Below are 25,681 nucleotides of genomic sequence, written 5' to 3' on the forward strand. Positions count from 1 at the left end.
CCATCATCGTGAGGTAGTTGTGGCGCATCGATTCAAAGTACGGGAGATCGCTCAGCAGTCGGGCCTGAGTGAGGCCACCGTCGACCGGGTGCTCAACGACCGTCCTGGAGTTCGCGACAGCACACGATCGGAGGTTCGCCAGGCGATCACGGACCTGGAACGTCAACGCTCGCAACTGAAACTGGTCGGTCGCACGTTCATCGTCGACGTCGTGTTGCAAACTCCTGCAAGGTTTTCCGACGCTGTCCGTGACGCGCTCGAGGCCGAACTGCCCACCCTTGCACCCGCTGTTGTTCGTTCTCGGTTTCACTTTCGTGAAACCGGTTCGGTAGAAGCGATGACATCGACGCTCGACAAGATTCGCCGGCGCGGGTCCCACGGTGTCATCGTCAAGGCTCCCGACACTCCGGAAGTCGTGGCGGCGATCGATCGGTTGGTGGCGGCAAGGATTCCGGTCGTCACGTTGGTGACCGACGTTGCCGGCAGCAGGCGAGCCGCCTACATCGGCATCGACAACCGAGCCGCCGGAGCCACCGCCGCGTACTTGATAGATCAGTGGCTGGGGGATCGGGAAGGCAACGTGCTGGTCAGCATGAGCAGCGGGTTCTTCCGCGGGGAGGAAGAACGGGAGATGGGATTTCGCTCCGCCATGCGAGTCTCGGCTCCGCATCGACGGTTGATCGACATTCCGAACAGTGACGGTCTGGATCAGACGAGTAGGAAACTGGTGCGAGCGGCACTCGAATCCGATCCGCAGATCCGTGCCGTGTATTCGATCGGTGGTGGCAACCTGGCCACTGTCGACGCGTTCGAAGAACTGAACCGGGAGTGCAGTGTCTTCATCGCCCACGATCTCGACGGTGACAATCGAAAGTTGCTGGGGGAGAGGCGAATATCAGCGGTGCTCCACCACGATCTGCGGGCGGATGTTCGCACTGCCTGTCAGGTGGTCATGAAGGAACACGGCGCCATGGGCGCTCACTTCGGCTTTACGACGTCACCGGTTCAAGTCGTGACACCGCTCAACATGCCCCCGACATAGCTGTGCGCGGTCAAGGAGTCCGGAGACTCCCTAACCGCGCACAGGGCCGAAGGCCTGACTATCGAGCGAAGAGCAGTGCTCGCTTGACTTCCTGAATAGCCTTTGTCACCTGGATGCCGCGGGGGCACGCGTCGGTGCAGTTGAACGTGGTGCGGCAACGCCACACGCCGTCCTTGTCGTTCAGGATGTCGAGACGCTCGGAAGCGGCCTCGTCACGGCTGTCGAAGATGAACCGGTGTGCGTTCACGATGGCAGCGGGACCGAAGTAGCTGCCGTCGCTCCAGTACACGGGGCACGACGTGGTGCAGCATGCGCAGAGGATGCACTTGGTGGTGTCGTCGAAACGAGCACGGTCGTGCTGGCTCTGGATGCGCTCACGAGTGGGCTCGTTGCCACTGGTGATGAGGAACGGCTTCACGGCGCGGAATGCGTCGAAGAAGGGCTCCATGTCGACAACCAGGTCCTTCTCGACGGGCAGGCCCTTGATGGGCTCGACCGTGATGGTGACCGGCTTGCCGTCCTTGGGCAGCATGTCCTTCATCAGCAGCTTGCAGGCCAGACGGTTCACACCGTTGATCCGCATGGCGTCCGATCCACAGACACCGTGTGCGCAGCTGCGACGGAACGTGAGGGTGCCGTCGAGGTAACCCTTTACGTACAGGAGCAGGTTGAGCAGACGGTCGGTGGGCAGTGCCGGGACCTGGAAACTGTCCCAGTGCTGGCCCTCGCCCGATTCGGGGTTCATCCGCGCGATCTTGAGAGTGACCATGACGGCCCCCTCGGGAACAGCGGGGAGTTTGGGTGCATCTACAGCAGGCGCAGACATCAGTACTTACGCTCCATCGGCTCGTAGCGGGTCTGGATCACCGGCTTGTAGTCCAGACGGATGTCGGAGAGCAGGCCGTCACCCTCCTTGTACGCCATCGTGTGCTTCATGTACTCGGCGTCGTTGCGGTCCGGGAAGTCCTCGCGAGCGTGGCCGCCGCGCGATTCCTTGCGGTTGAGGGCGCCGACGACGGTGACCTCTGCCATTTCGAGGAGGAAGCCCAGCTCGATGGCCTCGAGCAGGTCGCTGTTGTAGCGCTTGCCCTTGTCCTGGACCGTGATGTGGTTGTAGCGCTCCTTGAGAGCACGCACATCCTTGAGAGCCTGGGTGAGGCGCTCTTCGGTGCGGAAGACGGAGGCGTTGTTGTCCATCGACTGCTGCAGCTCGGTGCGGATGTCCGCAACGCGCTCGTGGCCGTGATCGGACAGGATGACGCCGACCCAGTCTTCGACCATCGCGGCGGGGGTTTCCGGCATGTCGACGAACTCGGTGGAGTTCGCGTACTCGGCCGCAGCGATGCCGGCGCGACGGCCGAACACGTTGATGTCGAGGAGCGAGTTGGTACCGAGACGGTTTGCACCGTGTACGGAGACACAGGCGCATTCGCCGGCCGCGTACAGACCCTTGACGATCTCGTCGTTGTTGCGCAGCACCTCACCGTTGATCTTGGTGGGGATACCGCCCATGACGTAGTGGCACGTCGGGTAGACGGGCACGGGCTCCTTGACGGGGTCCACGCCGAGGTAGGTGCGCGAGAACTCCATGATGTCGGGGAGCTTCTCGTCGAGAACTTCCTCGGGGATGTGCGTCACGTCGATGTAGACGTAGTCCTTGTTCGGGCCGGCGCCGCGGCCTTCGAGAACCTCGAGGACCATCGAACGCGCCACGATGTCACGAGGAGCGAGGTCCTTGATGGTGGGTGCGTAACGCTCCATGAAGCGTTCACCGTCGGCATTACGGAGAATGCCACCTTCACCGCGGACGGCTTCCGAGATCAGGATGCCGAGACCGGCGAGTCCTGTCGGGTGGAACTGGTGGAACTCCATGTCCTCGAGGGGCAGGCCCTTGCGGAAGATGATGCCCATGCCGTCACCGGTGAGGGTGTGCGCGTTGGACGTCGTCTTGTACATGCGTCCCGAGCCGCCGGTCGCGAAGACGATCGACTTGGCGTGGAAGATGTGCAGCTCGCCGGTCGAGAGCTCGTAGCAGATGACACCGGTGGCAACCGGGCCGTCCTCGGTCTCGGTGATGGCGATGTCGAGCGCGTAGAACTCGTTGAAGAACTCGACGTCGTGCTTGACGCAGTTCTGGTAGAGCGTCTGCAGGATCATGTGACCGGTGCGGTCGGCGGCGTAACACGCACGGCGGACGGGTGCCTTGCCGTGGTCGCGTGTGTGGCCACCGAATCGACGCTGGTCGATCTTGCCTTCGGGCGTGCGGTTGAACGGCAGACCCATCTTCTCGAGGTCGAGCACCGCATCGATGGCCTCCTTGGCCATGATCTCGACGGCGTCCTGGTCGGCGAGGTAGTCGCCGCCCTTGACGGTGTCGAAGGTGTGCCACTCCCAGTTGTCTTCCTCCACGTTCGCCAGTGCGGCACACATGCCGCCCTGGGCCGCGCCGGTGTGGCTGCGGGTGGGGTAGAGCTTGGTCAGTACGGCCGTGCGGGCACGGGGGCCAGCTTCGATTGCCGCACGCATGCCTGCGCCACCGGCGCCGACGATGACCACGTCATAACGATGTTCCTGCATGAAGTCTGTGCTCCCCTAGCTCGCCGAGATATTGGGGTCGAAGGTGAAGATGACGTACGTGCCCAGGCCCATGATCAGGATCATCGAGAGAACGAGGATCGTGGTCAGCCAGAAGCGCGTGGAGTCCTTGCGGGAGTAGTCCGCGATGACCGTGCGCAGACCGTTACCGCCGTGCAGCTGTGCGAGCCACAACATCGTCAGATCCCAGAACTGCCAGAACGGGCTGGACCAGCGACCTGCGACGAACGCGAAGTTCAGACGGTGAACGCCACCGTCGAGCATCAGCATGATGAACATGTGGCCCAGGACCAGAACGATCAGGGCGACGCCGGAGAAGCGCATGAAGAGCCATGCGTACAACTCGAAGTTGTTCCGAGCCTTCGCGCGCGGGGACCGCGGGTTGTCCAGGCTTGCGGGACGGTCGTATGAGGTGCCCAGGCTCTTGGCTTCGGGTCCGTGAGTAGTCGCCATGTCAGTGCTCCGCAAACATGTTGATGAGGATGCGTCCGGCGCCTGGGATCATCACCAGGAACCAGATCGTCAGAATGGTCCAGAGCATGACGCGCTGGTACTTCGGGCCCTTCGACCAGAAGTCCACCAACATCACGCGCACGCCGTTGAGGGCGTGGTAGAGGACTACGCCGACGAGGCCGATCTCCATGAGGCCGACGAGGGGGTTCTTGTACGTGTCGATGACGGCGTCGTACGTATCGGGATTGACCCGAACGAGTGCCGTATCGAGAACGTGTACGAATAGGAAGAAGAAAGTAGCGACGCCTGTGATCCGGTGTAGAACCCAGGACCACATTCCGGGGTCGCCCCGGTAAAGCGACCTCGTGCGCTCCTTCTGAGGAGCGGCTTCAGTCGTAGTACTCATCGAGTGCTGTGCCTCCAACGTCATTGGTGGACGCGTCGAGCCTGCAGAGAGCTTCGATGTACCTCAGCCCGGGCTCGACGGGATCCTGAACCGACTTGACTCAGACTCTAAACCTATGTGAAACCGGGAACTAATCAGATGCGGGATTCGTACGCGTACCAAACTCTTTGTAAGGTTTGCCTTTCCAATCTCCCCGGGACGGTTTCGGCGTGGTTTCTGCATCCATTCAGTCGGCGTGATTGGATAACGAACCATGGGTGACATCGACTGGAAGTTGTTGCGGCACAACGCGCAAGTGGTCATGCGGCACGCCTATGCGCCGTACTCGGGGTACGCGGTGGGTGCAGCGGCCCTGGTAGACGATGGTCGGATCGTCTCAGGATGCAATGTGGAAAATGTCTCATACGGTTTGAGCCTGTGCGCCGAATGTGGACTCGTCGGTAACTTGGCCGCCACCGGGGGTGGCCGGCTGATTGCCTTCACGTGCTGTGACGCGAAGGGCTCGATTCTGATGCCGTGCGGCCGGTGCAGACAGCTTCTCCTCGAGCACGGCGGGGGTGAGATGCTTGTCGACACGAGCAGTGGGTTCAAGCCGCTGAGCGAGCTGTTGCCTGATGCTTTCGGGCCGGAACAAGCAGAGGGGCTCCGCCATGTTTGACGCAGTTTCCATCATCGGCGCCAAGCGTGACGGCCGCGAGCTGTCGGGAACCGAGATCGACTGGATAGTTCAGGCGTTCACACAGGGGATCGTCGGCGACGAGCAGATGTCGGCGCTCGCGATGGCGATCTACTTCCGCGGAATGTCGCGAGCAGAGACCGGCCGATGGACCGAGGCCATGATCGAATCCGGCGGGAGGATGGACTTTTCGGACTTGCCGCTGCCCACCGTCGACAAGCATTCGACCGGTGGAGTGGGGGACAAGATCACCCTTCCGCTTGCACCCCTCGTCGCTGCCTGTGGTCTTGCAGTCCCGCAGTTGTCGGGCCGCGGACTCGGCCACACCGGTGGAACTCTCGACAAGCTCGAGGCCATTCCAGGTTGGCGAGCCGAGCTCACGGCGACGGAGATGGTCGACATTCTCTCGGATCCGAAAATCGGCGCGGTGATCTGCGCTGCCGGAGCGAATCTGGCCCCCGCGGACAAGAAGCTCTACGCGCTGCGTGACGTGACCGGAACGGTGGAATCCATTCCGCTGATCGCAAGTTCGATCATGAGCAAGAAGATTGCCGAGGGAACCGGCGCCCTGGTGCTCGACGTCAAGGTCGGTTCCGGAGCGTTCATGAAGGACCTCGGCGACGCGCGAGAGTTGGCACGCACGATGGTCGAGCTTGGCAACGACGCCGGCGTGCGTACAAGCGCTCTCATCACCGGGATGGACACCCCGCTCGGATTGACGGCGGGCAACGCCCTCGAGGTACGTGAATCCGTCGAGGTGCTGGCAGGCGGCGGGCCGTCGGACGTCGTCGAGCTGACCCTGGTCCTGGCTCGGGAGATGCTGTCCGCGGCTGGGATCGACGGTATCGACCCCGCCGACAAACTGGCCGACGGCACGGCAATGGACCGGTGGCGCGCGATGATCGCCGCACAAGGTGGGGACCCACACGCGACGCTGCCGGTGGCCCGGCACAGCGACGTCGTCACCGCGGACCGAGACGGCGTACTGACCCGACTCGACGCCATGGCGGTGGGCATCGCGGCCTGGAAACTGGGAGCCGGACGCGAACGGCAGGGCGAAGCCGTTCAGGCCGGTGCCGGCATCGAGATGCATGCAAAGCCTGGCGACGTGGTCCGTGCCGGGCAGAAGCTGATGACATTGCACACCGACACTCCCGAGAGATTTGATGCAGCGCGACGAAGCCTCGGCGGTGGATGGTCGATCGGGACCGATTCCGACACCGTTTCGCGACCGTTGCTCATCGAGCGAATTGTGGGTGATTCGCGTTAGCGTTGGCGAATGAACGCACCGGAGTTGACCACGATCCGCAGCGCACCCAAAGTTCTTCTCCACGATCATCTCGACGGAGGACTCCGACCCGAGACCGTTCTCGAACTGGCCGAGCAATGTGGCTACGACGAGCTGCCGGCGAATACGGCATCCGAACTGGCGCAATGGTTCCGAACTGCCGCTGACAGTGGATCGCTCGAGCTCTACCTCGAAACGTTCGCGCACACAGTCGCCGTGATGCAGACCCCCGAAGGGCTCGCACGGGTGGCACGTGAGTGTGCCGAGGATCTGGCCGACGACAACGTCGTCTATGCCGAGGTCCGTTTTGCGCCCGAGCAGCACCTGGAACAAGGCCTGAGTTTGGACGAGGTCGTCGAGCACGTTCTCGAAGGTTTCCGGGCCGGCGAATCCGCTGCCAGGGTCGCGGGACGGGAGATCCGCATCGGCTGTCTTCTCACGGCGATGAGGCATGCCGCCCGGTCGCGGGAGATCGCCGAACTCGCTGTGCGATTCCGGGACCGCGGGGTTGTCGGTTTCGACATCGCCGGTGCCGAGGCCGGTAACCCACCGAGCCGGCACCTCGACGCTTTCGAGTACATGCGTGACGCGAACGCCCACTTCACGATTCACGCGGGTGAGGCTTTCGGGTTGCCGTCGATCCACGAAGCCATCGCCTTCTGCGGAGCGGATCGGTTGGGCCACGGCGTGCGGATCGTGGACGACATCGACGTAGGAGTGCAAGGTGGGGCAGAGTTGGGTCGGCTCGCGAACTACGTCCGTGACATGCGCATTCCCCTGGAACTGTGCCCGAGTTCGAACGTGCAGACCGGAGCCGTAGCCGCCCTGGCGGACCATCCGTTCGGACTCTTGGCGGACTTGCGCTTCCGAGTGACCGTCAACACCGACAACAGGCTGATGAGCGACACCACCATGAGCCGGGAAATGGCCGCGTTGGTCGAGACCTTCGGTTACGGATGGACCGATCTCGAACGCTTCACCATCAATGCGATGAAGTCGGCCTTCATCCCGTTCGACGAGCGCCTCGCGTTGATCGACGACGTCATCAAGCCGGGCTACGCCGTGCTCATCGGCTAGATGACGTGCGCCCGACTACTCAGATCGAAGCCGGGCCTCGAACTCGCGCTCGAGTTCGCGCCAGGCCTCGGATTCCTTGGTGAACGGCGCACTCGGAGCCATCCGCGACGGATCGGGGTTGAGGAGGTACGAGACGTACCAACCCAGCTCGTTCGACGCGGACAGAGCCTCCTCGGTGGAGTCGTCGTCGGCGAAATCTGCTGCATCGGTGAACAATTCGACTGCGAGTTCCAGCTGCTCGGCATCTACGACGTCCGGGCCCTGGGCGAGGTCGTCGGCGATGCCGGGCAGAACGTAGACGTTCTCGTCCGTGACCTCGATTTCGAGTGAACCGTCGACGGCCGCATTCTGAATTTCGCCGTACGTACTGACCTGCGAGAGATCGTGTTCGTGGTTGTCGGCGAGGTAGCGAGCGAGTGCGCGCTCGCTACGGAAGACGGTGATCAGTCCGTCCTTGCCGAGGAAGATCGCCTGATCTCCCATGTAGCAGCGCAGAGTGTAGAACGTCTCGGCCGAGGTGATGATGCGGATCGGGTCGACACCGACCTCACCCCAGAAGGTCTCGACTTCGTCTTCGTCCTCTTCGAGGTCGTCTTCGTCGAATTCCTCGTCCTCGCCCTCCTCGGCGACATCGTCGGCGTCGACGGTGTTCTCGGCGGCAGCGAGCAGTTCAGCTTCGGCGACCGCCACAGCAGCTGCATCGACCTTCGGGGAGGTGACCACCTTGTCGATGGCGTCGAGAACGGCGTCCCAGTCCTTGACGATCGCAGCGCCGACCTGGTCCCACAGCTCCAGGCCTTCGCGGCCTTCGAAGGTGCCGGCGCCGGTGGCAAGCGCGCCGAGTACCGGATGGCCGCTGAAGAAGCGGATGACCGCGTCGAGTTCGCACACCTCACCGATGTTGCGAGCCATGTTCAGGGTGTCTTCGAGTTCCGAGACCACCAGTGCCTCAGGGTCACCTGCGGCCAGTTCCGGCACGCCGACGAAGTCGAACGTGAAGTTCTCTTCCGGTTCCAACTCGGCTGCCGACAGTCCGGAGACGACGGCCCACGCCGGATGCTCGACCAGGTCGTTGTCGGAGTCCGTTCGGATGAAGGCCGCGAGTTCCGCGACGGAGGAGAACCCGTAGAGGTCTTCCTCATGGCCGAGAAACGCTTCCCACTCGTCGTCGCCCTCGCGCCAGCGAGGTGCCCACAAAGTGACGAGGTCTCCGTCGGTGAGTCCGATTTCGATAGGGACGATGTCTCCAGCCATGGGCGGAAGCCTATCCACCGCAGCGCGAAAGGCATAGCGGGGGTTCGTCACGTTTGTTTCAGGGCTACTCGGAGCTCACTGACCAGTCGCTCGCGTTCGTCGTTGGACTGTTGAACTGCCTGGTGAATCGTGGCCACCGTCAATGCGGCCACCGTCTGAGAATTCATCGCGGTGACTGCGTCGGTGATCCGTAGGTCGACCAGAGCGCCCAGCCCGTCGACAGTCGCCGTGACTATCCCACCCTCGCTCGAGACGACTACCCGAAGAGCGCCGACCCCGTCGACGGCTTCCTGCAAGAGTCCGGTCCGGTGTTTCGCCAGCTCCATGATTCGATCAATCTCGCTCATATCGAACGCATCCAGCTCGACGGAAGGTTCTGGCCCTCGGCGGCGTCGACATCGGCCAGTTCGTCTCGGGTCGGTAGACCGAGCCGATCGAGGATCGCTGCCGGGACTCCGGTCTCCTCGAGCTCCACACGATGGCGGGCGCCGGCTTCGATTGCTGCATGTGAGCACAGCGTGAGTATCTGCTGCGCCAACCGCTGCCCGCCGTACCGCAGTTCGTCCTGGCTGATCCTCAGGTCCACGGGCACGGCGTACTCCGTGGCGCGGACCGCGATGGTTCCGTCGCGGTTGACGACTACGGCTGTGATGATCGGCGGTGATTCGCGCTTGTTCTCGGGCATGATTCCCTGTCATTCCGTCGGACGGTAGAAGCCGTGAAAGCCCATGCCGCTGTTCGTGGTTCGGATGGCGCTGATCTCGACAGGATCGCCGGCTTCGATCATCTGGCCGCCGCCGATCACCATCGCGACGTGGCCGTCCCAGACCGCGAGGTCGCCCGGCATCAGATTGTTCTGATCGACCTGGTTCCCGATTCCCTGTTCCTGCGCCAACCTCGGAATATCGACTCCGGCCTGGCCGTACGCCCATTGCGTCAGACCACTGCAGTCCAGACCGACTCCGGGTGTCGTGCCTCCCCAGGCGTACGGGACACCCTGTTGAGTGAGCGCGTTGCGTACGGCAGCAGCGGCCTCGGCGTTCGGTGCGGTGGCAATCGAACCGTCGGGAAGTTCGACCTCAACGCCACCGACGGAACCGGAACCACTTGCGGAACCGGAACCACTTGCGGAACCGGAACCACCGACGGAACCGGAACCACCCGCCGACTCGGAGACTCCAGGTGCGGGATCCGGTATCGGGACGGACGGGACGAGTGCGGACATCTTGTCGGTCGACCCGGCCAGCTCACCGCGTACCCGCTCGATAACCGATACCGCGCGTCCGAGGTGCTCCAACGCGGCCGACAACAACATCAATTGGCCCGTCGGTGTCATCAGCGTCGGCCCGGCCTTGATCGCGAGTGTCAGAAAGGACTGGAGAATCTCACCGAGTTCGGTCATTCCCGCGTACACGGACGTTGTCGCTTCGTCCACGACGCCGGCGATGTCGATTCCGCGATCGGCGAGGTTTCGCGTCGACGTCTGCGTCTGCTCGGTTTTGGTCACCGCAGCAGTGAGTGCCGTGGACGAACTCTGAGAGGACGCCAGTTCGCTCAGTGCCGCGCTTCCCAGTTGGTAGGCGATCTCGAGGGCGTCCGTGGCGATTCGGATGCCGACGTCAGGTCCATTTGTGCTGGGGACACCAGTCCCGACAGTGTCGACCAGGTCGATGATCGGTCGTGCGAGTGCGTCGACGTCGATCATGAGCGTGCGGCTTCAGCGAGAGTCCTTCTTACCGATTCCTCGGAGTCGAGATAGACGGCGTGAGCGTCGCGGGTGGCTGACTGGACGCTGGAGATCACAGCGGACAGTCGATCGATGTCGTCGATGTGCGCTTGCTGTGCTCGGCTCGCGACATCGACGAAGTCGCCGCCGATCAGCCCCAGCACAGTGGACAGAGCCAAGTGATCGCCACCCGCCGCGTCCTGTCGAGCTTGCGCGACGTTGTCGGCAACAGTGCCCAACCGCGTGGCGAACTCCGCGATGCTTTCAGTGTCCAGATCCAGATTTGTCAACTTGTCTTCCCCCCGTTGCGCTTACTCCTTCTTGGACGCCGCGCGGGGTGCTCCGGTTCCCGAGGAACTATTCTGATGGTCATGCAAACGCACGTAGTCGACCATCCGCTCGCGGCGGCCCTCTTGACGACAATGCGTGATGCACGCAGTGAGAACGCGACTTTTCGTTCCGCACTTCGCAGGCTCACGCACATGCTGGTCTACGAGGCCATGCGTGACGCGGAGGTCGAGGAATTTCCGGTCGATACCCCGGTAGCAGCGACGACGGGCATCCGGCTCGCGAAGCCGCCGTTGTTGGTACCGGTGCTGCGGGCCGGTCTGGGCATGGTCGAACAGGCGAGTGCGCTGATTCCGTCGGCCGGCGTCGGCTTTGTCGGAATGGCACGTGACGAAGAGACTCATCAGCCGGTTCCGTACCTCGAATCCCTGCCGGCGGATCTGTCCGGGATCCCGGTGTTCGTGCTCGATCCGATGCTCGCCACCGGTGGTTCGATGGTGCACACCATCGACTTGCTGGTTGCGCGTGGCGCGACGGATGTCACGGCAGTGTGCGTCGTGGCCGCTCCGGCCGGCGTCGACGCGCTGGCAGCGTCCGGCCACCCGGTTCGTCTGGTCATCGCGAGCATCGATGACGGACTCGACGAGAACGCTTTCATCGTCCCCGGTCTCGGTGACGCCGGCGATCGGCAGTTCGGACCCCGCTAGAGCGAAAAGGCGAAGGTTCGGAGTTCGGCCAGCCGGGCCTTCGCCTGCTCTACTGCGTTCGCGAGGTCGGCGCGGTTCGCCACCGGGACGACAACTTCGAGATAGCACTTGAGCTTGGGCTCGGTTCCGGACGGTCGAACAACCACGCGGATCGACGGCCCGTCGAATATCACTGCGTCGGTGCGCATACCACCGCGAACCAGGGACAAGTCCTCGGTCGTGACCGGCTCGCCCGCGAGTTGGCTTGGCGGATCGGCGCGTAGCCGTTTCATCATTTCCGCGATGTCACTCGAATCCTCGACGCGGCGGGATACTTGGTCCCCGCAATGCAGTCCGAATTCGACGGCATAGTCGCCTAGAACGTCCAACAGGGTTCTGTTGCTGCCCGCGAGGGTGGCAGCCAAGTCAGCCACCAGAACGGCAGCTGAGATTCCGTCCTTGTCCCGCACCACATCCGGATCGACGCAGTGCCCGATCGCTTCCTCGTAGGCGTAGACGAGTCCGTCGCCGGCGCGCGTGAGCCACTTGAATCCGGTGAGTGTCTGCGCAAACCTGGCTCCGCGGGCTTTCGCCAACTTCGAGAGCAGGGTCGAGGAGACGATCGTCGTCGCCACCAACGAATCTTCGGGCGCCGTGCTCAGTACGTGGTCGGCCAGGAGCACCCCGGTTTCGTCGCCGCGCAACATGCGCCACTGATCACCGTCGCGAACTCCGACGGCGCAGCGGTCGGCATCCGGGTCGAGTGCGATCGCCAGATCCGCGTCGACACTTCGGGCAAGGGCGAGCAGGCGGTCTGCGGCGCCGGGCTCTTCGGGATTGGGGAACTCGACGGTCGGAAACGTGGGGTCGGGATCGAACTGCTCCGCCACGACGTGCAGGCCCTCGAATCCGGCTGCTCGCAGAGCCGCGGTCGCAGTCTCGCCGCCGACGCCGTGCATTGCCGTGAGCGCAATCCGGATCGAGCGGGCGTCGCCGTGCGGGAGGGTCGCGATGCGGGCGATGTACTCCTCGACCAGAGAATCGTCGGCCGGAATCACCGATGCTCGCGCGACGTCGGCGGCACTACCGATGCGAGCGATCTCGCTCTCGATTTCACGATCGGCGGGGGAGACGAGTTGCGCTCCGCCCGAGAGATACACCTTGTAACCGTTGTCGGCGGCAGGATTGTGGGAGGCGGTGATCTGGATACCTGCCGCTGCCCCGAGCCTGCGCACCGCGAACGCCACCAGCGGTGTCGGCAGTGGGCGGGGGAGCAGGGTCACTTCGAACCCGGCGGCTGCCATGACCTCGGCGGCGGCCAGAGCAAATGCCTCTGAACCGAGCCGGGCGTCGCGGCCGACCACAACGCGGGACCCGCCCTGGCAGCGAGCTGTCAGCCAGGCCGCCAGACCGGCCGTGGTCCGGATGACGACCGCGAGGTTCATTCCGTTGGGTCCGCCGCGCACCGGCCCGCGAAGCCCAGCAGTGCCGAACGTCAGTGGTGCGGAAAAGCGTTCGGTCAGTTCATGTTCCGAAAGGGCTGCTAATTCTGCGCGGGTAACTGGGTCCGGATCGGCGTCGATCCACTCGGTGACGTTCAGTGGTGTCACAGCTGCTCGACCAGTTGACGCAGCAGCACTCCCATCCGGGCCGCCGAGGCTTTGCCTGCCGCCAGCACTTCCTGATGGTCGAGCGGGGCGCCCGTGATTCCGGCGGCCAGATTGGTGACCATGGAGATGCCGAGAACGCGAGCGCCGAGCGCGCGAGCCGCGATGGTCTCGTGAACTGTCGACATGCCGACCAGATCGGCGCCGAGTGTACGAAGCATTCGAATCTCGGCTGGAGTCTCGTAGTGCGGACCGGGAAGCCCGGCGTAAACACCCTCGGCAAGGTCCGGGTCGATCGAGCGAGCCAGCGCACGCAGTTCCGGCGAGTAGGCGTCGACCAGGTCGACGAACTCTGCGCCGACGAGGGGAGAGCGGGCCGTCAGGTTCAGGTGGTCACTGATCAGCACCGGTTGACCGACTGTGTAGTTTTCAGCAATACCGCCGGCCGCATTGGTGAGGATGACCGTTTCGGCACCGGCAGCAATGGCTGTCCGGACCGGGTGGACGACGGTACCGAGATCGTGGCCCTCGTATGCGTGCGCGCGCCCGAGCAGCAGCAGGACTTCGGTGTTTCCGACGCGCACCGAACGAATGGTGCCCGCATGGCCGAGAGCGGACGGTGGGGCGAAGCCAGGAAGATCCGCCATCGAGACTTCGGCTGTCACGTCCGCACCGGCGTCGCCGAACACGTCTGCGGCATCGGTCCACCCCGACCCGAGCACGATGGCGACTGACGGTGACGAAGAGCCAGTCATGGCGGACAGAGCAGCGGCGGCGGCCTCGGCGATCGTTCCCATGTGAGCAACCCTACTGAGGAGTCGGGTCGGTTCGCCGGGTGAGTTGGCGGGCGTTACTCTCCCATCCATGCCTTATCTCGAACGCGACGGCGACGTATTCATCCTGTACCTCGGCAACGAGGGCGAAACGGACAACGAGAACCGCTTCGGCCCTGAGTGGATCGACGCTGTTCACAGCAAGTTGGACGAGGTCGAAGCGCACGAGGGGCCCGCAGCCCTGGTGACGACGGCGACGGGCAAGTTCTACACGAACGGCCTGGACACGACGTGGATCTTCGGCAATCTCGACGGTCTCCCCGGCTACCTGGACAAGGTCCACACCATCTACAGCCGTTTGCTGACCTTCCCGATGGCCACGGTCGCGGCCGTGCAGGGGCACGCGTTCGGCGCCGGCGCCATGCTCGCGTCCTCGCACGATTTCCAGATCATGCGCGCGGACCGCGGCTTCTACTGCCTCCCCGAGGTGGGACTGAACATGCCGTTCACTGTCGGGATGTCTGCACTGCTGAACAGTCGTCTGCCCAAGCAGACGGCAGTCGATGCCATGACGACGGGGCGTCGCTTCGGCGGCGCCGACGCACTCGCTGCCGGCATCGTGCAGGAAACGGTCGACGGCGACGGAGTACTCGCCGCTGCTGTGGCCAAGGCGTCGGCACTGACGTCGACTCACGGCAAGAACTTGGCGGGAATCAAGGCAGGCATCCACCGCGATGCTCTTGCAGACCTCGCTCAGGTGACTGACAAGAGCAACTTCTCCTTCGGGTGAGACAATGATCGCGTGAACCAGAATGTCGACAGCGCAGTCAGGTCCGTAGAGGCCGATCTGATTGCGCTGTCGCATTCGATTCACAGCGACCCGGAACTCGCCTTCGAGGAGTTCCGCAGCGCTGCCAAAGTGTCGGACCTGCTGGCGCAGCACGGTTTCGCGGTCACTCACGGGATCGTCGATCTGCCGACGGCATTCGATGCCACCTACGGCAGCGGAGAGTTGGTCATCGCGATCTGCGCCGAGTACGACGCGCTGCCCGAGATCGGTCATGCCTGTGGGCACAACATCATTGCCGCCGCCGCGGTCGGGGCCGGCATCGCGTTGGCTACCGTGGCCGACGAACTGGGGATCACAGTCCGAGTGATCGGTACTCCCGCGGAGGAAACCGGTGGCGGCAAAGTTCTGATGCTCGAGCGTGGTGCATTCGACGGCGTCGGCGCGGCCATGATGGTTCATCCAGGGCCGATCGACATCATCGGTGCGACCTCGCTGGCCTTGGCGGACATCGCCGTGAGTTATCACGGTCGCGAGGCGCATGCGTCTGCTGCGCCGGAGTTCGGTCGTAACGCCGCCGACGCAGCGACTCTCGCTCAGGTGGCGGTCGGACTGTTGCGTCAGCACCTGCAGCCAGGTCAGCAGATTCACGGAATCGTCAGTGACGGCGGCACGGCTCCCAACATCGTTCCGGCTCGGTCCGAATTGCTCTACTACCTGCGTGCCGAAACGGCCGCGTCGTTGGCCAATCTGTCCGAGCGTGCCGACGCGTGCTTCGCCTCGGGTGCACTCGGCACCGGGTGCACCCACGAAATCCGCACGGTATCGCCTACTTACACCGAGTTGACCCCCGATCCGTGGCTGGCGGCGGCGTACCGTGAACAGATCGTCGATCTCGGGCGGGTGCCACTGGCAGCGGAATGGGAGCGCTCCCGTCCACTGGGTAGTACGGATATGGGTAATGTGACCAATGTGATTCCGGGAATTCACCCGGTCATAGGCTTGGATTCATCGGGGGCAGTGACACATCAGCCGGAGTTCGCGGCTGCGTGTATCACCACCTCCGCAGATCGAGCGGTAGTCGACGGTGCAATTGCGTTGGCCCGCACTGCTGTCCGGGTAGCGTCCGATCCAGAACAACGCGCCCGTCTGTTGGAAGGGGTAGATCGCCGGTGAACGCGGCAATCGACACGTGGATTCACGCGCACACCGACGACCTCGTCGCGTGGCGTCGACACATCCATGCCAACCCGGAGTTGGCTCGCCGCGAATACGCGACCACCGAATTCGTTGCCACCCGCCTCACTGCCGCTGGATTGTCGCCGAAGATCCTTCCCGGTGGCACCGGTCTCACGTGCGATATCGGACCGGAGGGTCCACGAATCGCACTGCGCGCCGACATGGACGCTTTGCCGATGCAGGAAGCGACCGGGGCGACGTACTCGTCCACGGTCCCCGGTGTGTCCCATGCATGCGGGCACGACGCCCACACCACCATCTTGCTCGGCGCCGGACTGGCTCTGGCCACGCTGCCCGAACTTCCCGTCGGGGTTCGGCTGATATTCCAGCCCGCCGAGGAAGTCATGCCTGGCGGAGCACTCGACGCCATCGCCGCGGGCGCGCTCGACTGTGTGTCCAGAATCTTTGCTCTGCACTGCGATCCGCGACTCGAGGCAGGCCAGGTGGGAATGCGCCTGGGTGCGATCACCTCTGCTGCCGACACGATCGAGGTCGTCCTCGACTCTCCGGGTGGGCACACGTCGCGGCCGCATTTGACCACGGATCTGATCTACGCGCTCGGCACCGTCGTGACCGGGCTGCCGGGAATGCTCAGCCGTCGTATCGATCCGCGTACCGGAACCGTCATGGTGTGGGGCGCGGTCAGCGCAGGTCAGGCGCCCAACGCGATTCCGCAGACCGGCATGATGACGGGCACGGTACGTACCGGCGATCACGACACCTGGGAGTTGCTCGAACCGCTCGTGGAAGAAATCGTCCACGGACTGCTCGCACCCACCGGAGTTCGCTACCAACTCAACTATCGTCGCGGAGTGCCTCCGGTCGTCAACGACGAGGTGTCCACTCGGATGTTCGAGGACGCCATCGCGACCGTCGGACAAGATGCTTTGGCGGACACCCCGCAATCCGGTGGTGGCGAAGACTTTTCGTGGTACCTCGAAACGGTGCCGGGGGCCATGGCGCGGCTCGGCGTGTGGTCGGGTGAAGGCGATCAGCTCGACATCCACCAACCCACTTTCGATCTCGACGAGCGAGCACTCGGCGTCGGTGTGAAGGTTCTGACGAGCCTGGTTCTGGGATAGTTCCGGTTCCCGTCGGGGGTACCGTTTTTCGTGTCGTTCGAGTGAAGGTACGGGCATGTCCATAGGTGTGGGAGTGCGAATCGGCACATTGGTGTCGACGGCTGTCGTTGCGTCGAACGATCCGGGTTCGGCCGATCCGGTGGTATTGGTTCGGGACACGATCCTCAATCAACGCAAGGACGGAACGACGGTGCTCGGTGGCACCGAGCAACTGGGTGCCGGCCGTGAGTTCGCCGAGAGCTGGTCGGGCTTTGTCGGTCGCGTCGGGGACCCGAGTGGCGTCGCGGGAACTGCCGATACTCGTTACCGCGCCGAGGATTTGGTGGCGACCTCGATTCGCTGTCTGTTGCAGGAATGCGAGCCGCTGCCCGATCGTGGTGGTCGAAGCGGGGGAGCGCCCGACATCGTCGCGACCTACCCGTCACGCTGGGACTCGTCGACAGCGGCCCTCATGCAGGATTCGCTGGTCTACGCGGGCCTCGAACGAGTCACACTCGTCTCGGATGCCGAGGCCGTGTCGGCGTGGTTCGAGTCGGAAATCGCGGCACTCGCCGGCACGCTCATCGGCATCTATCACGTGGACGACACCGGGGCAGCGGTCACCCTCGTGCGTTCTGGTGTCGCGGCCGGCCGTGCATTCGGCTTTGCCGGCGACGGGAGTTCGCCGAGTTCACGCCTCGCGACGGCTCTGGGTGCGTTCGGTTGGATGCCGGAGAACCTGGACGCCGTAGTCGTCACCGGTGACGGCGAACCGGCGACAGACAAAGCGGCCATGATGTCCATAGCGGCCGGGATTGCCGAAAAGCTCGGTGTCAGATGTGAACTCGGTCCCGGACCTGAGCAGTCGGCTGCGCTGGGAGCCGCAATTCTGGCTGCCGGATTCACCTCGACGTCGCACACTATCGTGCCGATCGGATTGCCGCCTTCACACGACGTGACCGAGGTGTTCGACACCCTGGGACGCGAGAAGGTGGCGGCAGAAACCGCTGCCGGGGTGGCGACCGCCGAGCCGGAAACTGCAGTTGTCGCAGGCGAATCGGAGTCGCGCGGTTCCAAGCGTGTGCTCATCGGCGTGACGGTTGTGGTGGTGCTCGCAGCACTGGCAGTGCTCGCGTATTTCCTGCTGCTTTGAGCAGGACAGCTATCTAATCGGTAACACCGTTACCCGGACCGACATTGCGGCTGTTTCTCGTCCGCAACTCTCGTACGTACTCGGCCGGCGCTCCGGCAATCTCGGCAGCGTCGGCCATCACACCGATGTAGCGGGCCGACGGCAGCCCGCCTTCGTACGCATCCATGACGTAGAGCCACGCAAGTACCGCGTCGCCGGCGGTGTCGACCCGCACGCGGATCTTGCGGTGCAGACCCAGTTCGGCACCTTCCCAGCGGTCCAGACTCACTTCGTCCTCTTCCGGGACGTCGTAGAGCACCACGAAAACACTGGAATCGGGATCTTCGACCACGGTGGCGAGAGCACCCTCCCAGCCGAGGTCCTCGCCGCTGAAGGTCAGGCGCCAGCCTCGCAGCCACCCTGTCCCGGACATGGGGGAGTGTGGGCAGCGCAACAACATCTGCTCGGGATGCATGTTGGAACCGTAGGCGGCATAAATCGACACGGGCGCAAGCCTAAACCGTGGTCCGAGGGTGTGGCGAAGCGGACCACCGGACGCAAGTAATCTGGTACAAGCACTGCGCGACACGTGGTGCTCGAATAGCGTGACACTGGTCGACGGGAGACCCCTGCCGGCCACGCGAGGACTTGGAGGACACATGACCCGGATCGTGATCATCGGTGGCGGACCCGCCGGCTACGAGGCGGCACTGGTAGCCGCGCAGCACGGGGCCACGGTCACCCTGGTCGATTCGGACGGCGTCGGCGGTGCGTGTGTGCTGTTCGACTGTGTCCCGTCGAAGACGTTCATCGCGTCCACCGGAATCCGCACCGACATGCGTCGTGCATCCGACCTCGGCATCACTCTGGATCCGGAGCAGGCTTCGGTGTCACTGCCGAAGATCCACTCCCGAGTCAAGAGTCTCGCGTTGTCCCAGTCCTCGGACATTCGCGCACGGTTGCAGACGGTAGGCGTCGAGGTTCTCTCCGGCACCGCCGAACTGACCGATCCACTCCTCGGTATGGCAGCACACCAGGTTCGCGCGACGCTCGGAAGCGGCGAGCAGAAGACCATCGACGCAGACGTCGTGTTGATCGCCACCGGCGCCAGCCCCCGCATCATCCCGGGAGCCGAGCCCGACGGTGAGCGAATCATGACGTGGCGCCAGCTCTACGACTTGGATGAGCTTCCCGAGCACCTGGTCGTGGTCGGTTCCGGTGTCACCGGTGCCGAGTTCGTCTCCGCGTACACCGAGATGGGCGTCAAGGTCACGCTCGTGTCCAGTCGCGACCGTGTTCTGCCCGGCGAGGATGCCGATGCGGCGCTCGTGCTCGAGGACGCCCTCGCCGAGCGCGGTGTCACCCTCGTCAAGCACGCCCGCGCGGACGCCGTCGAGCGCACCGAGAAGGGCATCGTCGTCAAGCTCTCCGACGGCCGCACGGTCGAAGGAAGCCACGCTCTGATGACCGTCGGTTCCGTCCCCAACACCAACGGTCTCGGCCTGGAGCGGGTCGGCATCGAGTTGGACAAGGGTGGATACCTGCGTGTCGACCGGGTCTCGCGCACCACGGTTTCCGGTATCTACGCCGCCGGTGACTGCACCGGACTGCTCCCGCTCGCGTCGGTGGCTGCGATGCAGGGACGTATCGCGATGTACCACGCACTGGGTGAAGGCGTCAGCCCGATCAAGTTGAAGACCGTCGCGTCGGCCGTCTTCACACGTCCCGAAATTGCAACGGTGGGTGTTTCGCAGGCAGCGATCGACAACGGAGAGGTGCCTGCGCGCACCGTCATGTTGCCGCTCAACACCAACCCGCGCGCCAAGATGTCCGGTTTGCGTCGCGGATTCGTGAAGATTTTCTGCCGCCCGGCTACCGGCGTGGTCATCGGCGGTGTTGTGGTCGCACCCACTGCTTCGGAATTGATCCTGCCGATCGCGATCGCCGTACAGAACAACCTGACGGTCAACGACCTGGCGCAGACGTTCTCGGTGTACCCGTCGCTGACCGGATCGATCACCGAGGCTGCTCGTCAGCTCATGCGTCACGACGACCTGGACTGACAACCGACCAGAGCCTTCTTACAGTGTGGGAACTCTGTTTCACATACTGAAGTATTGGTGGGATAGTCGAGATACCGACCGAATCAAGGGTCGGTATCTCGGCGCTCTCCCGCCCCGTTGACCCAGGACGGCTCAGGGTGTTTTTCCTCTGACCTTCATTCTGCGTGCCTGGGAGCTTCATATGACACACGCCGCGCTGTCTGCTCGTATGGACGGACTCCGTAGTTCTGCAATTCGCGATCTGCTCACCCTGACTGCCCGGCCCGACGTCATCAGCTTGGCCGGCGGACTGCCCGATCCCGATTTCATTCCGCGGGAGCGAATCTCGAAGGCAGCCCACGACGCACTCGGTGACCCCTCGTCCGTTCAATACGGCGAGACGTCAGGCCTGCGGCGCCTCCGTGAGGTGATCGCCGAGCGCGAATCATCCAAGATCGGGCGGACACTCGACGTGTCCGAAGTCGTGATCACCCACGGTTCTCAGCAAGGTTTGAGCTTGCTCGCGCAGGTCCTCCTCGACGCCGGTGACGTCGTGGTCGTGGAGGAACCGGCATATACCGGTGCGCTGCAGGTCTTTCGAACGGCGCAGGCCCGTCTCGTTCCCGTCCAGCTGGACGAGGACGGAATGGATACCGACGCGCTCGAGACGAAACTTGCCGCCGGTCTTCGGCCCAAAGTTGTTCACACCGTGAGCAATTTCCACAACCCGCGCGGCGCGGTGCTTTCGGCGCAGCGGCGAGCGCACTTGGCGGCACTGGCGGACCGATACGGGTTCTGGGTGCTCGAGGACGACCCGTACGGCGAACTGTACTTCGGCGAGAAACCGCCCGCACCGCTGGCGGCGTTGTCGGACAGGGTGATTCGGCTGTCCAGTGCTTCCAAAGTGTTGGCACCGGCGCTGCGCGTCGGCTGGCTGCACGGCGACCGAAAGGTCTGCGAGGCGGTCGAACTGATCAAGCAAGGCGCTGACCTGTGCGGGTCTTCGCTCACCCAGCAGATCGCCGCAGACCTCTTCTCCGACGTCGAATGGTTCGACGCGCATCTCGACGTGCTTCGAGCGGGGTACGGCGCGAGGGCGAAGGCGTTGGTCACGGCCGCCGAGACGGAATTGAGTGGGCGTGCACGCTTTTCCGAGGTCCGCGGCGGGATGTTCTGTTGGATGGATTTCGTCGACGATGTCGACACCACCGAACTCCTGGGTGCCGCGCTCGAGCATGGCGTGGCATTTGTCCCAGGTTCGGCCTTCGCGGTCGAAGCTGGCCTCGGTCGAAGCGCTCGACTGTGTTTCGCGACGTATCCCGAAGCCGTGCTGGTCGACGCCGTCGGCAGGCTCCGGGACAGTGTCATCGCAGGTACAGCCTGACTTTGTCGATAGTGTTGCGGAGCAGATCGATCTCCGTACCGGACGGTGGGGTGGTGACGGTGACGTGGTCGGCGACGGCCAGATCCCATCCCGTCGCCTCTCGCACCTGATCGACCGAGATGCCTTCGTGGACACTGGTCAGCTCCAACTCGCCGCCGGGGCCCTGGTGTGTCAGGACACCGAGGTTGGTGAACACCTTTGTCACTCCTGCACCTGCCGGCATGACGCCCTTTCCGCTGGCGTGGGCGCGGGCGGGGCTGGGTGAGGTGCAGAAGTCGAGCGCGGCCGGAAAGGAACTGAGGTCGTGGCGACGCATCACGACGAAGATCTCGGCGGCGTTCGCGATGATCTCGACGGCCCCGCCTGCGCCGGGCAGTCTGACCGTCGGGTTCTTCCAGTCACCGATGAAACTTGTGTTCAGGCTTCCCGTTCGATCGATTTGAGCGGCCCCGAGAAATCCGACGTCGACGTTGCCACCTTGCAGGACATAACCGAAGAGCGCGGCCATACTGAGCACGGATTCGGCACCGGAGACCACGACGGAGTCGGCGATACCTTCGGCCATCGCCGACGGATGCGCGCCGCACACTCCGGATTCGTAGATCAGTTCTACGTCCGGATTCGACGTGTGGCGCGCGAGATCGACTGCGAGCGTGGGGAGCCCGACTCCGGCGAAAACACGGCGCTTACCCGCCAACTCGCGTGCCGCGACGGCGACGATCGTTTCGGTGGAGGTGGTGTTACCGCTGACAATCGTGGTGGTCACAGTCTGCTCCCGTAGTCGACAGGTGTGGAGAGTTTTGATTCGACCTCGAGATCCGACCAGTAGTCAGCTCCGAGCTTGGCGAGATATTCGTCGTGATCGCCGAGTGTGTACACCCATTCGTCGAGCCAATTTCTCAGCAACGAAGGGTCTTTGGAAATCTCGGTCCAGCGTCGGTAGAAGCCGCAATCGCGGTCGTAGTATCCCTGTGCGTACGACGGGTGCGCGCCGCGCGGGCAGACGACAACCGCGTCGACTGCATGCGAGGGAATCAGAGTTCGGCTCGGATCTGACCTGATGACCTCGTCGTCGACCAGCTCTTCCACAACGACGATCGCCTTCTTCGCGGCGTAAACGGCTTCTTGCTGCACCCCGGCGATGCCCCAGATCTGTGCGTTCCCGGACGTGTCCGCTCGCTGTGCGCCGATGATCGTCACATCCGGATTCAACGGCGGCACAACGTAGACGCTCCCGCCGCCGTACGGATCCTCGACGAGTCTCAGTTGTGGGTTGAGTGCGGGTAGATCACTACCGGCGTACGACCGCAGCGGGAAGAAGGGAAGCCTGGCCGCTCCCGCCTGATACCGGCACACCATGCCGTAATGACTGTATTCCTCGACTTCGAGGGGGAGCGGGTCCTGGTTCTCGATGCGTCTGCGTAACTCGTACAGAGAACCTGCGGAGCCGCTGGCGAAGAACGAGGCAACCAGCTTTCGGACGCAGCCGGCGGCGACGAGTTGATCGGAAACGATGTCCGGCGTCATCCGGCAGAGCGTGAGGTCCTTTCTGCCCTGCCGGATGATCTCGTGTGCCGCGGCAAAAGGAATGAGATGTGAAAATCCCTCCAGCGCAACGGTCATCCCGTCTTCGACGTATCGGCCGACGGCCTCTTTCATCGAGAGGGTCTTGTCCACGTGTGTACCTCTTCTTGTTCTTTCGCGCACTCGGTCGGTTTCGGAACTTGACATGTTCGGCCGGTGTGGCGCAACAATGTCGGGTGGAAATTCATCAGATCAACGCATTTCTCGCGGTGGCTGAGGAGCTACATTTCGGCCGTGCGGCGCAGCGGCTTCGGATTGCGCAACCGCCGCTGAGTCGAACGATCAGGCAATTCGAGAAACAGCTCGGTTCGCCGTTGTTCGATCGGAGCACTCGAACTGTGCGGCTCACTGCTGCCGGTGAAGCGCTGCTGCTTCCGGCGCGCGAGATTCTGGACGCGTGCCGGATGGCCGAGATCGCGGTGTCTGCGGCAGGCAAGGGAACGACAGGTCGCGTTCGCCTGGGTTTCGCGGGGACTTCTTCGCATCTGCTCGTCGGGCGGTGGGCGAAATTGGTGAGAAAGACCAATCCCGGTATCGAATTCGTGCTCGACAGTTCTGCTTTCGCGAACGAGGCGTTGTTGATGCTGCTCGATCGACGACTCGACATCGGGATGGTGCGGTGGACCGTACCGCCGCTCGGGATCACGTCGAGATTGATCGCCGAGGAGAACTTTCTGGTGGCCATGTCCAAAGACCACCCGTTGGCGTCGAGGGACTCGGTTCGGTTGATCGAATTGGAGTCCGAGAATTGGGTGACGCTTCCGGCGGAGCCAGGTTCGATTCTGCGGGAGTCTCTGCTCACTGCCTCGAAGAATGCAGGGTTCCTGGCTCGCATCGTGCAGACGGCACCGGATTCGATGTCGTTGATCGCGCTGGTGTCCGCGGAAATCGGATGCTCGTTGACCATTTCCTCGGTGGCCCAGAGCATCGTGAATCCTGATGTTGTCTTTGTTCCGGTCATGGACCCACCTCCTCCTCTTCAACTGCGTATCGCCTGGCGAGAGGGAGACGACAGACCTGCTCTTCTCGAAGTGTTGAAATTGTCCGAGCAGGCGCTGCCGTCCCTGGCCTAGACGGTTGCCCGACCGGTAGGAATCTCACCCGTTTCGGACTTCGGTGAGTTCGCAGTATTGACAAGAGTGTTTTCGAGTTCGAGTTCGTCGTAGTCCGCTTGTTCGGCCGTCGAGAGTTCGCCCGCGTTGTAGCCGGTACGTCGGAGCAGGAGCAGGGTGCAGATCAGCGAGACAAGGGCGTACAGCCCGGATACGATCGCGACCCCGACGATATTGCCTGACGTGTTGAGCATCCACTGCGCCAGTACGGGAGTTCCGCCGCCGACGACAAGGGAACACAATTGGTACGCCGTCGACAGACCGGTATAACGGATGTTGGCGGGGAAGGCACGAGCGAGAACGCCGGCGATGGCGCCGTAGAACATCGAGTGCGGGATCGTGGCCAGACACATCGCGACGACTGCGATGGTGAAGTTCCCGGTTCGGATCGCGAAGAACATGGCGGGCATGAGAACGAACTCCGGTATCACCATCAGGCACATGGCTTTTCGCATGTCGATCTTGGAGACCAGGACGGCACCGAAAGGTTGGACGATGAACTGCACGACGAGCGCGATCGCGATGGCGGCCAGGAAGGTTCCTCGATCGTATCCGAGTTCTTTTGTAGCCCAGGACAATGCGAAGGTGTTCTTGAAATAGGTGACCTGGGCGAGGGGAAGTGCGCCGGCGCCGAGGAGAACCAGTACCCAATGCTTGCGCAAGACTTCGGCGAGCGGAAGCTTGACGACCTTCTTGCGTGCGAGAACGGCCTTCATCTCGTCCGACTCTTCGAGTTTGAGGCGAATGATCATCCCGAGAATGACCAGCACCGCCGAGATGATGAACGGGATGCGCCATCCGTACAGGAGGAACGACGGCGTCGGCATCGAGGACAGAAGGAAGAACGCGATGGTGGCCAACAGATTTCCGGCGGGTGAGCCCTGTTGGGCGAACGCGGAGTAGAGGATGCTCTTGCCCTTCGGTGCATTTTCGCTGGCAATGAGCACTGCGCCGCCCCACTCGCCACCGACCGCGACTCCTTGGATGACGCGAAGGATGACCAGACCGATCGGCGCCCAGATCCCGACCTGTGCGTAGGTGGGGAGGAGTCCGATGCCTACCGTGGCGACACCCATCATCATCAAGGTGATGACGAGAGTGTTCTTGCGTCCGATCCGGTCGCCGAGGTGTCCGAAGATGATCCCGCCGATCGGCCTGGCGAGGAAGCCTGCCCAGAGTGTGATGAAGGCGAGGAGAGTTCCGACTCCGTTCGGGAGAGTGTCGGAGAAGAAGATGTCGCCGAATACCAGGGCAGCGGCAGTGCCGTAGATGTAGAAGTCGTACCACTCGATAGTGGTTCCGATGAACGAAGCGATACCGGCTCTTCGCGCCTTGGCGTTGATCTCCTCGGAACTGCGAGTGGGTGAACTCATGCGTGGCGACCTTTCTCTGCAACATTCGCGGCGCCGAAACGTGGCGTGCCTGAATGAGATTCGCAGAGTGGTGTAGGTCACGTCCAATACCAACTT

At 63.3% G+C, this 25,681-nt stretch carries 27 protein-coding genes; 12 read left to right on the plus strand and 15 right to left on the minus strand.

Features of this window, described 5'->3' with window-relative positions; translation table 11 throughout:
- The first annotated feature begins 19 nt into the window (after positions 1 to 19).
- Entirely contained in the window at positions 20 to 1,042 is a 1,023-nt protein-coding gene (locus P0M12_RS22555) for a LacI family DNA-binding transcriptional regulator (protein ID WP_277376846.1), read from the plus strand.
- Positions 1,043 to 1,100: 58 nt separating this feature from the next.
- Here P0M12_RS22555 and P0M12_RS22560 read toward each other — a convergent pair whose 3' ends face one another.
- The 4 genes from P0M12_RS22560 to sdhC are packed head-to-tail and all read right to left on the minus strand — an operon-like array spanning position 1,101 to position 4,496.
- Positions 1,101 to 1,868, minus strand: coding sequence for a succinate dehydrogenase iron-sulfur subunit (locus P0M12_RS22560; RefSeq protein ID WP_003940925.1), 768 nt, complete (start codon positions 1,866 to 1,868; stop codon positions 1,101 to 1,103).
- Complete coding sequence (gene sdhA, locus P0M12_RS22565; RefSeq protein ID WP_003941011.1) at positions 1,868 to 3,619, minus strand: succinate dehydrogenase flavoprotein subunit; 1,752 nt, start codon at positions 3,617 to 3,619, stop codon at positions 1,868 to 1,870. The genes P0M12_RS22560 and sdhA overlap by 1 nt, the downstream gene beginning before the upstream one ends.
- Before the next feature lie 15 nt (positions 3,620 to 3,634).
- Entirely contained in the window at positions 3,635 to 4,090 is a 456-nt protein-coding gene (locus tag P0M12_RS22570) for a succinate dehydrogenase hydrophobic membrane anchor subunit (protein ID WP_003940699.1), read from the minus strand.
- 1 nt (position 4,091) lies between these two features.
- Positions 4,092 to 4,496, minus strand: a complete 405-nt coding sequence (sdhC, locus tag P0M12_RS22575) for a succinate dehydrogenase, cytochrome b556 subunit (RefSeq protein WP_020969155.1) — start codon at positions 4,494 to 4,496, stop codon at positions 4,092 to 4,094.
- A 253-nt stretch (positions 4,497 to 4,749) separates the two neighbouring features.
- Between sdhC and P0M12_RS22580 the strand changes: the two genes are divergently transcribed.
- The 3 genes from P0M12_RS22580 to P0M12_RS22590 are packed head-to-tail and all read left to right on the plus strand — an operon-like array spanning position 4,750 to position 7,537.
- Complete coding sequence (locus tag P0M12_RS22580) at positions 4,750 to 5,154, plus strand: cytidine deaminase (RefSeq protein ID WP_007727326.1); 405 nt, start codon at positions 4,750 to 4,752, stop codon at positions 5,152 to 5,154.
- Positions 5,147 to 6,442: a thymidine phosphorylase gene (locus P0M12_RS22585; RefSeq protein ID WP_003940738.1), complete on the plus strand. Its 1,296-nt coding sequence runs from the start codon at positions 5,147 to 5,149 to the stop codon at positions 6,440 to 6,442. The genes P0M12_RS22580 and P0M12_RS22585 overlap by 8 nt, the downstream gene beginning before the upstream one ends.
- Before the next feature lie 9 nt (positions 6,443 to 6,451).
- Positions 6,452 to 7,537, plus strand: a complete 1,086-nt coding sequence (locus tag P0M12_RS22590) for an adenosine deaminase (protein ID WP_050654872.1) — start codon at positions 6,452 to 6,454, stop codon at positions 7,535 to 7,537.
- A gap of 15 nt (positions 7,538 to 7,552) precedes the next feature.
- Here P0M12_RS22590 and P0M12_RS22595 read toward each other — a convergent pair whose 3' ends face one another.
- The 5 genes from P0M12_RS22595 to P0M12_RS22615 are packed head-to-tail and all read right to left on the minus strand — an operon-like array spanning position 7,553 to position 10,807.
- Entirely contained in the window at positions 7,553 to 8,791 is a 1,239-nt protein-coding gene (locus P0M12_RS22595; RefSeq protein WP_003940713.1) for a hypothetical protein, read from the minus strand.
- Between the two features lie 47 nt (positions 8,792 to 8,838).
- On the minus strand, positions 8,839 to 9,138 hold the full coding sequence (locus tag P0M12_RS22600) for a YbaB/EbfC family nucleoid-associated protein (protein ID WP_277376848.1): 300 nt from the start codon (positions 9,136 to 9,138) through the stop codon (positions 8,839 to 8,841).
- Positions 9,135 to 9,476 carry a hypothetical protein gene (locus P0M12_RS22605; protein ID WP_277376849.1) on the minus strand — a complete coding sequence of 114 codons (342 nt, stop codon included), beginning with the start codon at positions 9,474 to 9,476 and terminating at the stop codon, positions 9,135 to 9,137. Before P0M12_RS22605 ends, P0M12_RS22600 begins: the two co-directional genes overlap by 4 nt.
- A gap of 9 nt (positions 9,477 to 9,485) precedes the next feature.
- A complete protein-coding gene (locus P0M12_RS22610; RefSeq protein WP_277376850.1) occupies positions 9,486 to 10,496 on the minus strand; it encodes a C40 family peptidase in 1,011 nt (336 codons plus the stop codon).
- Positions 10,493 to 10,807 (minus strand): type VII secretion target, encoded by a 315-nt coding sequence (locus tag P0M12_RS22615; protein ID WP_007727320.1) that lies wholly within the window; start codon positions 10,805 to 10,807, stop codon positions 10,493 to 10,495. The genes P0M12_RS22610 and P0M12_RS22615 overlap by 4 nt, the downstream gene beginning before the upstream one ends.
- A gap of 81 nt (positions 10,808 to 10,888) precedes the next feature.
- Here P0M12_RS22615 and upp point away from each other — a divergent pair, with 81 nt between their 5' ends.
- On the plus strand, positions 10,889 to 11,512 hold the full coding sequence (gene upp, locus P0M12_RS22620; RefSeq protein ID WP_007727319.1) for a uracil phosphoribosyltransferase: 624 nt from the start codon (positions 10,889 to 10,891) through the stop codon (positions 11,510 to 11,512).
- Here the strand turns inward: upp and P0M12_RS22625 are convergent.
- Entirely contained in the window at positions 11,509 to 13,101 is a 1,593-nt protein-coding gene (locus P0M12_RS22625; RefSeq protein WP_277376851.1) for a phospho-sugar mutase, read from the minus strand. The two genes, upp and P0M12_RS22625, sit on opposite strands and share 4 nt — an antisense overlap.
- A complete protein-coding gene (locus P0M12_RS22630; RefSeq protein WP_192712554.1) occupies positions 13,098 to 13,895 on the minus strand; it encodes a purine-nucleoside phosphorylase in 798 nt (265 codons plus the stop codon). The genes P0M12_RS22625 and P0M12_RS22630 overlap by 4 nt, the downstream gene beginning before the upstream one ends.
- A 67-nt stretch (positions 13,896 to 13,962) precedes the next feature.
- Between P0M12_RS22630 and P0M12_RS22635 the strand changes: the two genes are divergently transcribed.
- The 4 genes from P0M12_RS22635 to P0M12_RS22650 are packed head-to-tail and all read left to right on the plus strand — an operon-like array spanning position 13,963 to position 18,111.
- The gene (locus tag P0M12_RS22635) at positions 13,963 to 14,661 is read left to right on the plus strand and encodes an enoyl-CoA hydratase-related protein (protein WP_003940710.1); all 699 of its coding nucleotides are present in this window, start codon (positions 13,963 to 13,965) and stop codon (positions 14,659 to 14,661) included.
- A 12-nt stretch (positions 14,662 to 14,673) separates the two neighbouring features.
- Positions 14,674 to 15,834, plus strand: a complete 1,161-nt coding sequence (locus tag P0M12_RS22640) for a M20 family metallopeptidase (RefSeq protein WP_003940688.1) — start codon at positions 14,674 to 14,676, stop codon at positions 15,832 to 15,834.
- Complete coding sequence (locus P0M12_RS22645; protein WP_277376854.1) at positions 15,831 to 16,979, plus strand: M20 family metallopeptidase; 1,149 nt, start codon at positions 15,831 to 15,833, stop codon at positions 16,977 to 16,979. Before P0M12_RS22640 ends, P0M12_RS22645 begins: the two co-directional genes overlap by 4 nt.
- A gap of 55 nt (positions 16,980 to 17,034) precedes the next feature.
- Positions 17,035 to 18,111 carry a hypothetical protein gene (locus P0M12_RS22650; protein ID WP_030535059.1) on the plus strand — a complete coding sequence of 359 codons (1,077 nt, stop codon included), beginning with the start codon at positions 17,035 to 17,037 and terminating at the stop codon, positions 18,109 to 18,111.
- A gap of 13 nt (positions 18,112 to 18,124) precedes the next feature.
- Here the strand turns inward: P0M12_RS22650 and P0M12_RS22655 are convergent, their stop codons facing one another.
- Positions 18,125 to 18,595: a gamma-glutamylcyclotransferase gene (locus P0M12_RS22655; RefSeq protein WP_003940753.1), complete on the minus strand. Its 471-nt coding sequence runs from the start codon at positions 18,593 to 18,595 to the stop codon at positions 18,125 to 18,127.
- Positions 18,596 to 18,749: 154 nt separating this feature from the next.
- Here P0M12_RS22655 and P0M12_RS22660 point away from each other — a divergent pair, with 154 nt between their 5' ends.
- Entirely contained in the window at positions 18,750 to 20,153 is a 1,404-nt protein-coding gene (locus P0M12_RS22660; RefSeq protein WP_003940987.1) for an NAD(P)H-quinone dehydrogenase, read from the plus strand.
- Positions 20,154 to 20,334: 181 nt separating this feature from the next.
- Entirely contained in the window at positions 20,335 to 21,516 is a 1,182-nt protein-coding gene (locus tag P0M12_RS22665; RefSeq protein ID WP_277376855.1) for a PLP-dependent aminotransferase family protein, read from the plus strand.
- Here the strand turns inward: P0M12_RS22665 and P0M12_RS22670 are convergent.
- Positions 21,497 to 22,282, minus strand: a complete 786-nt coding sequence (locus tag P0M12_RS22670; protein WP_277376856.1) for a CoA-transferase — start codon at positions 22,280 to 22,282, stop codon at positions 21,497 to 21,499. The two genes, P0M12_RS22665 and P0M12_RS22670, sit on opposite strands and share 20 nt — an antisense overlap.
- The gene (locus tag P0M12_RS22675) at positions 22,279 to 23,193 is read right to left on the minus strand and encodes a CoA-transferase (protein ID WP_007727305.1); all 915 of its coding nucleotides are present in this window, start codon (positions 23,191 to 23,193) and stop codon (positions 22,279 to 22,281) included. The genes P0M12_RS22670 and P0M12_RS22675 overlap by 4 nt, the downstream gene beginning before the upstream one ends.
- 83 nt (positions 23,194 to 23,276) lie before the next feature.
- Between P0M12_RS22675 and P0M12_RS22680 the strand changes: the two genes are divergently transcribed.
- Positions 23,277 to 24,173, plus strand: coding sequence for a LysR substrate-binding domain-containing protein (locus P0M12_RS22680; RefSeq protein WP_030535055.1), 897 nt, complete (start codon positions 23,277 to 23,279; stop codon positions 24,171 to 24,173).
- Here P0M12_RS22680 and P0M12_RS22685 read toward each other — a convergent pair.
- The gene (locus P0M12_RS22685) at positions 24,170 to 25,585 is read right to left on the minus strand and encodes an MFS transporter (protein WP_030535054.1); all 1,416 of its coding nucleotides are present in this window, start codon (positions 25,583 to 25,585) and stop codon (positions 24,170 to 24,172) included. The two genes, P0M12_RS22680 and P0M12_RS22685, sit on opposite strands and share 4 nt — an antisense overlap.
- Positions 25,586 to 25,681: the final 96 nt, after the last annotated feature.

The organism is Rhodococcus sp. RCBS9 (assembly GCF_029457415.1).
Lineage (GTDB): Bacteria > Actinomycetota > Actinomycetes > Mycobacteriales > Mycobacteriaceae > Rhodococcus_F > Rhodococcus_F qingshengii.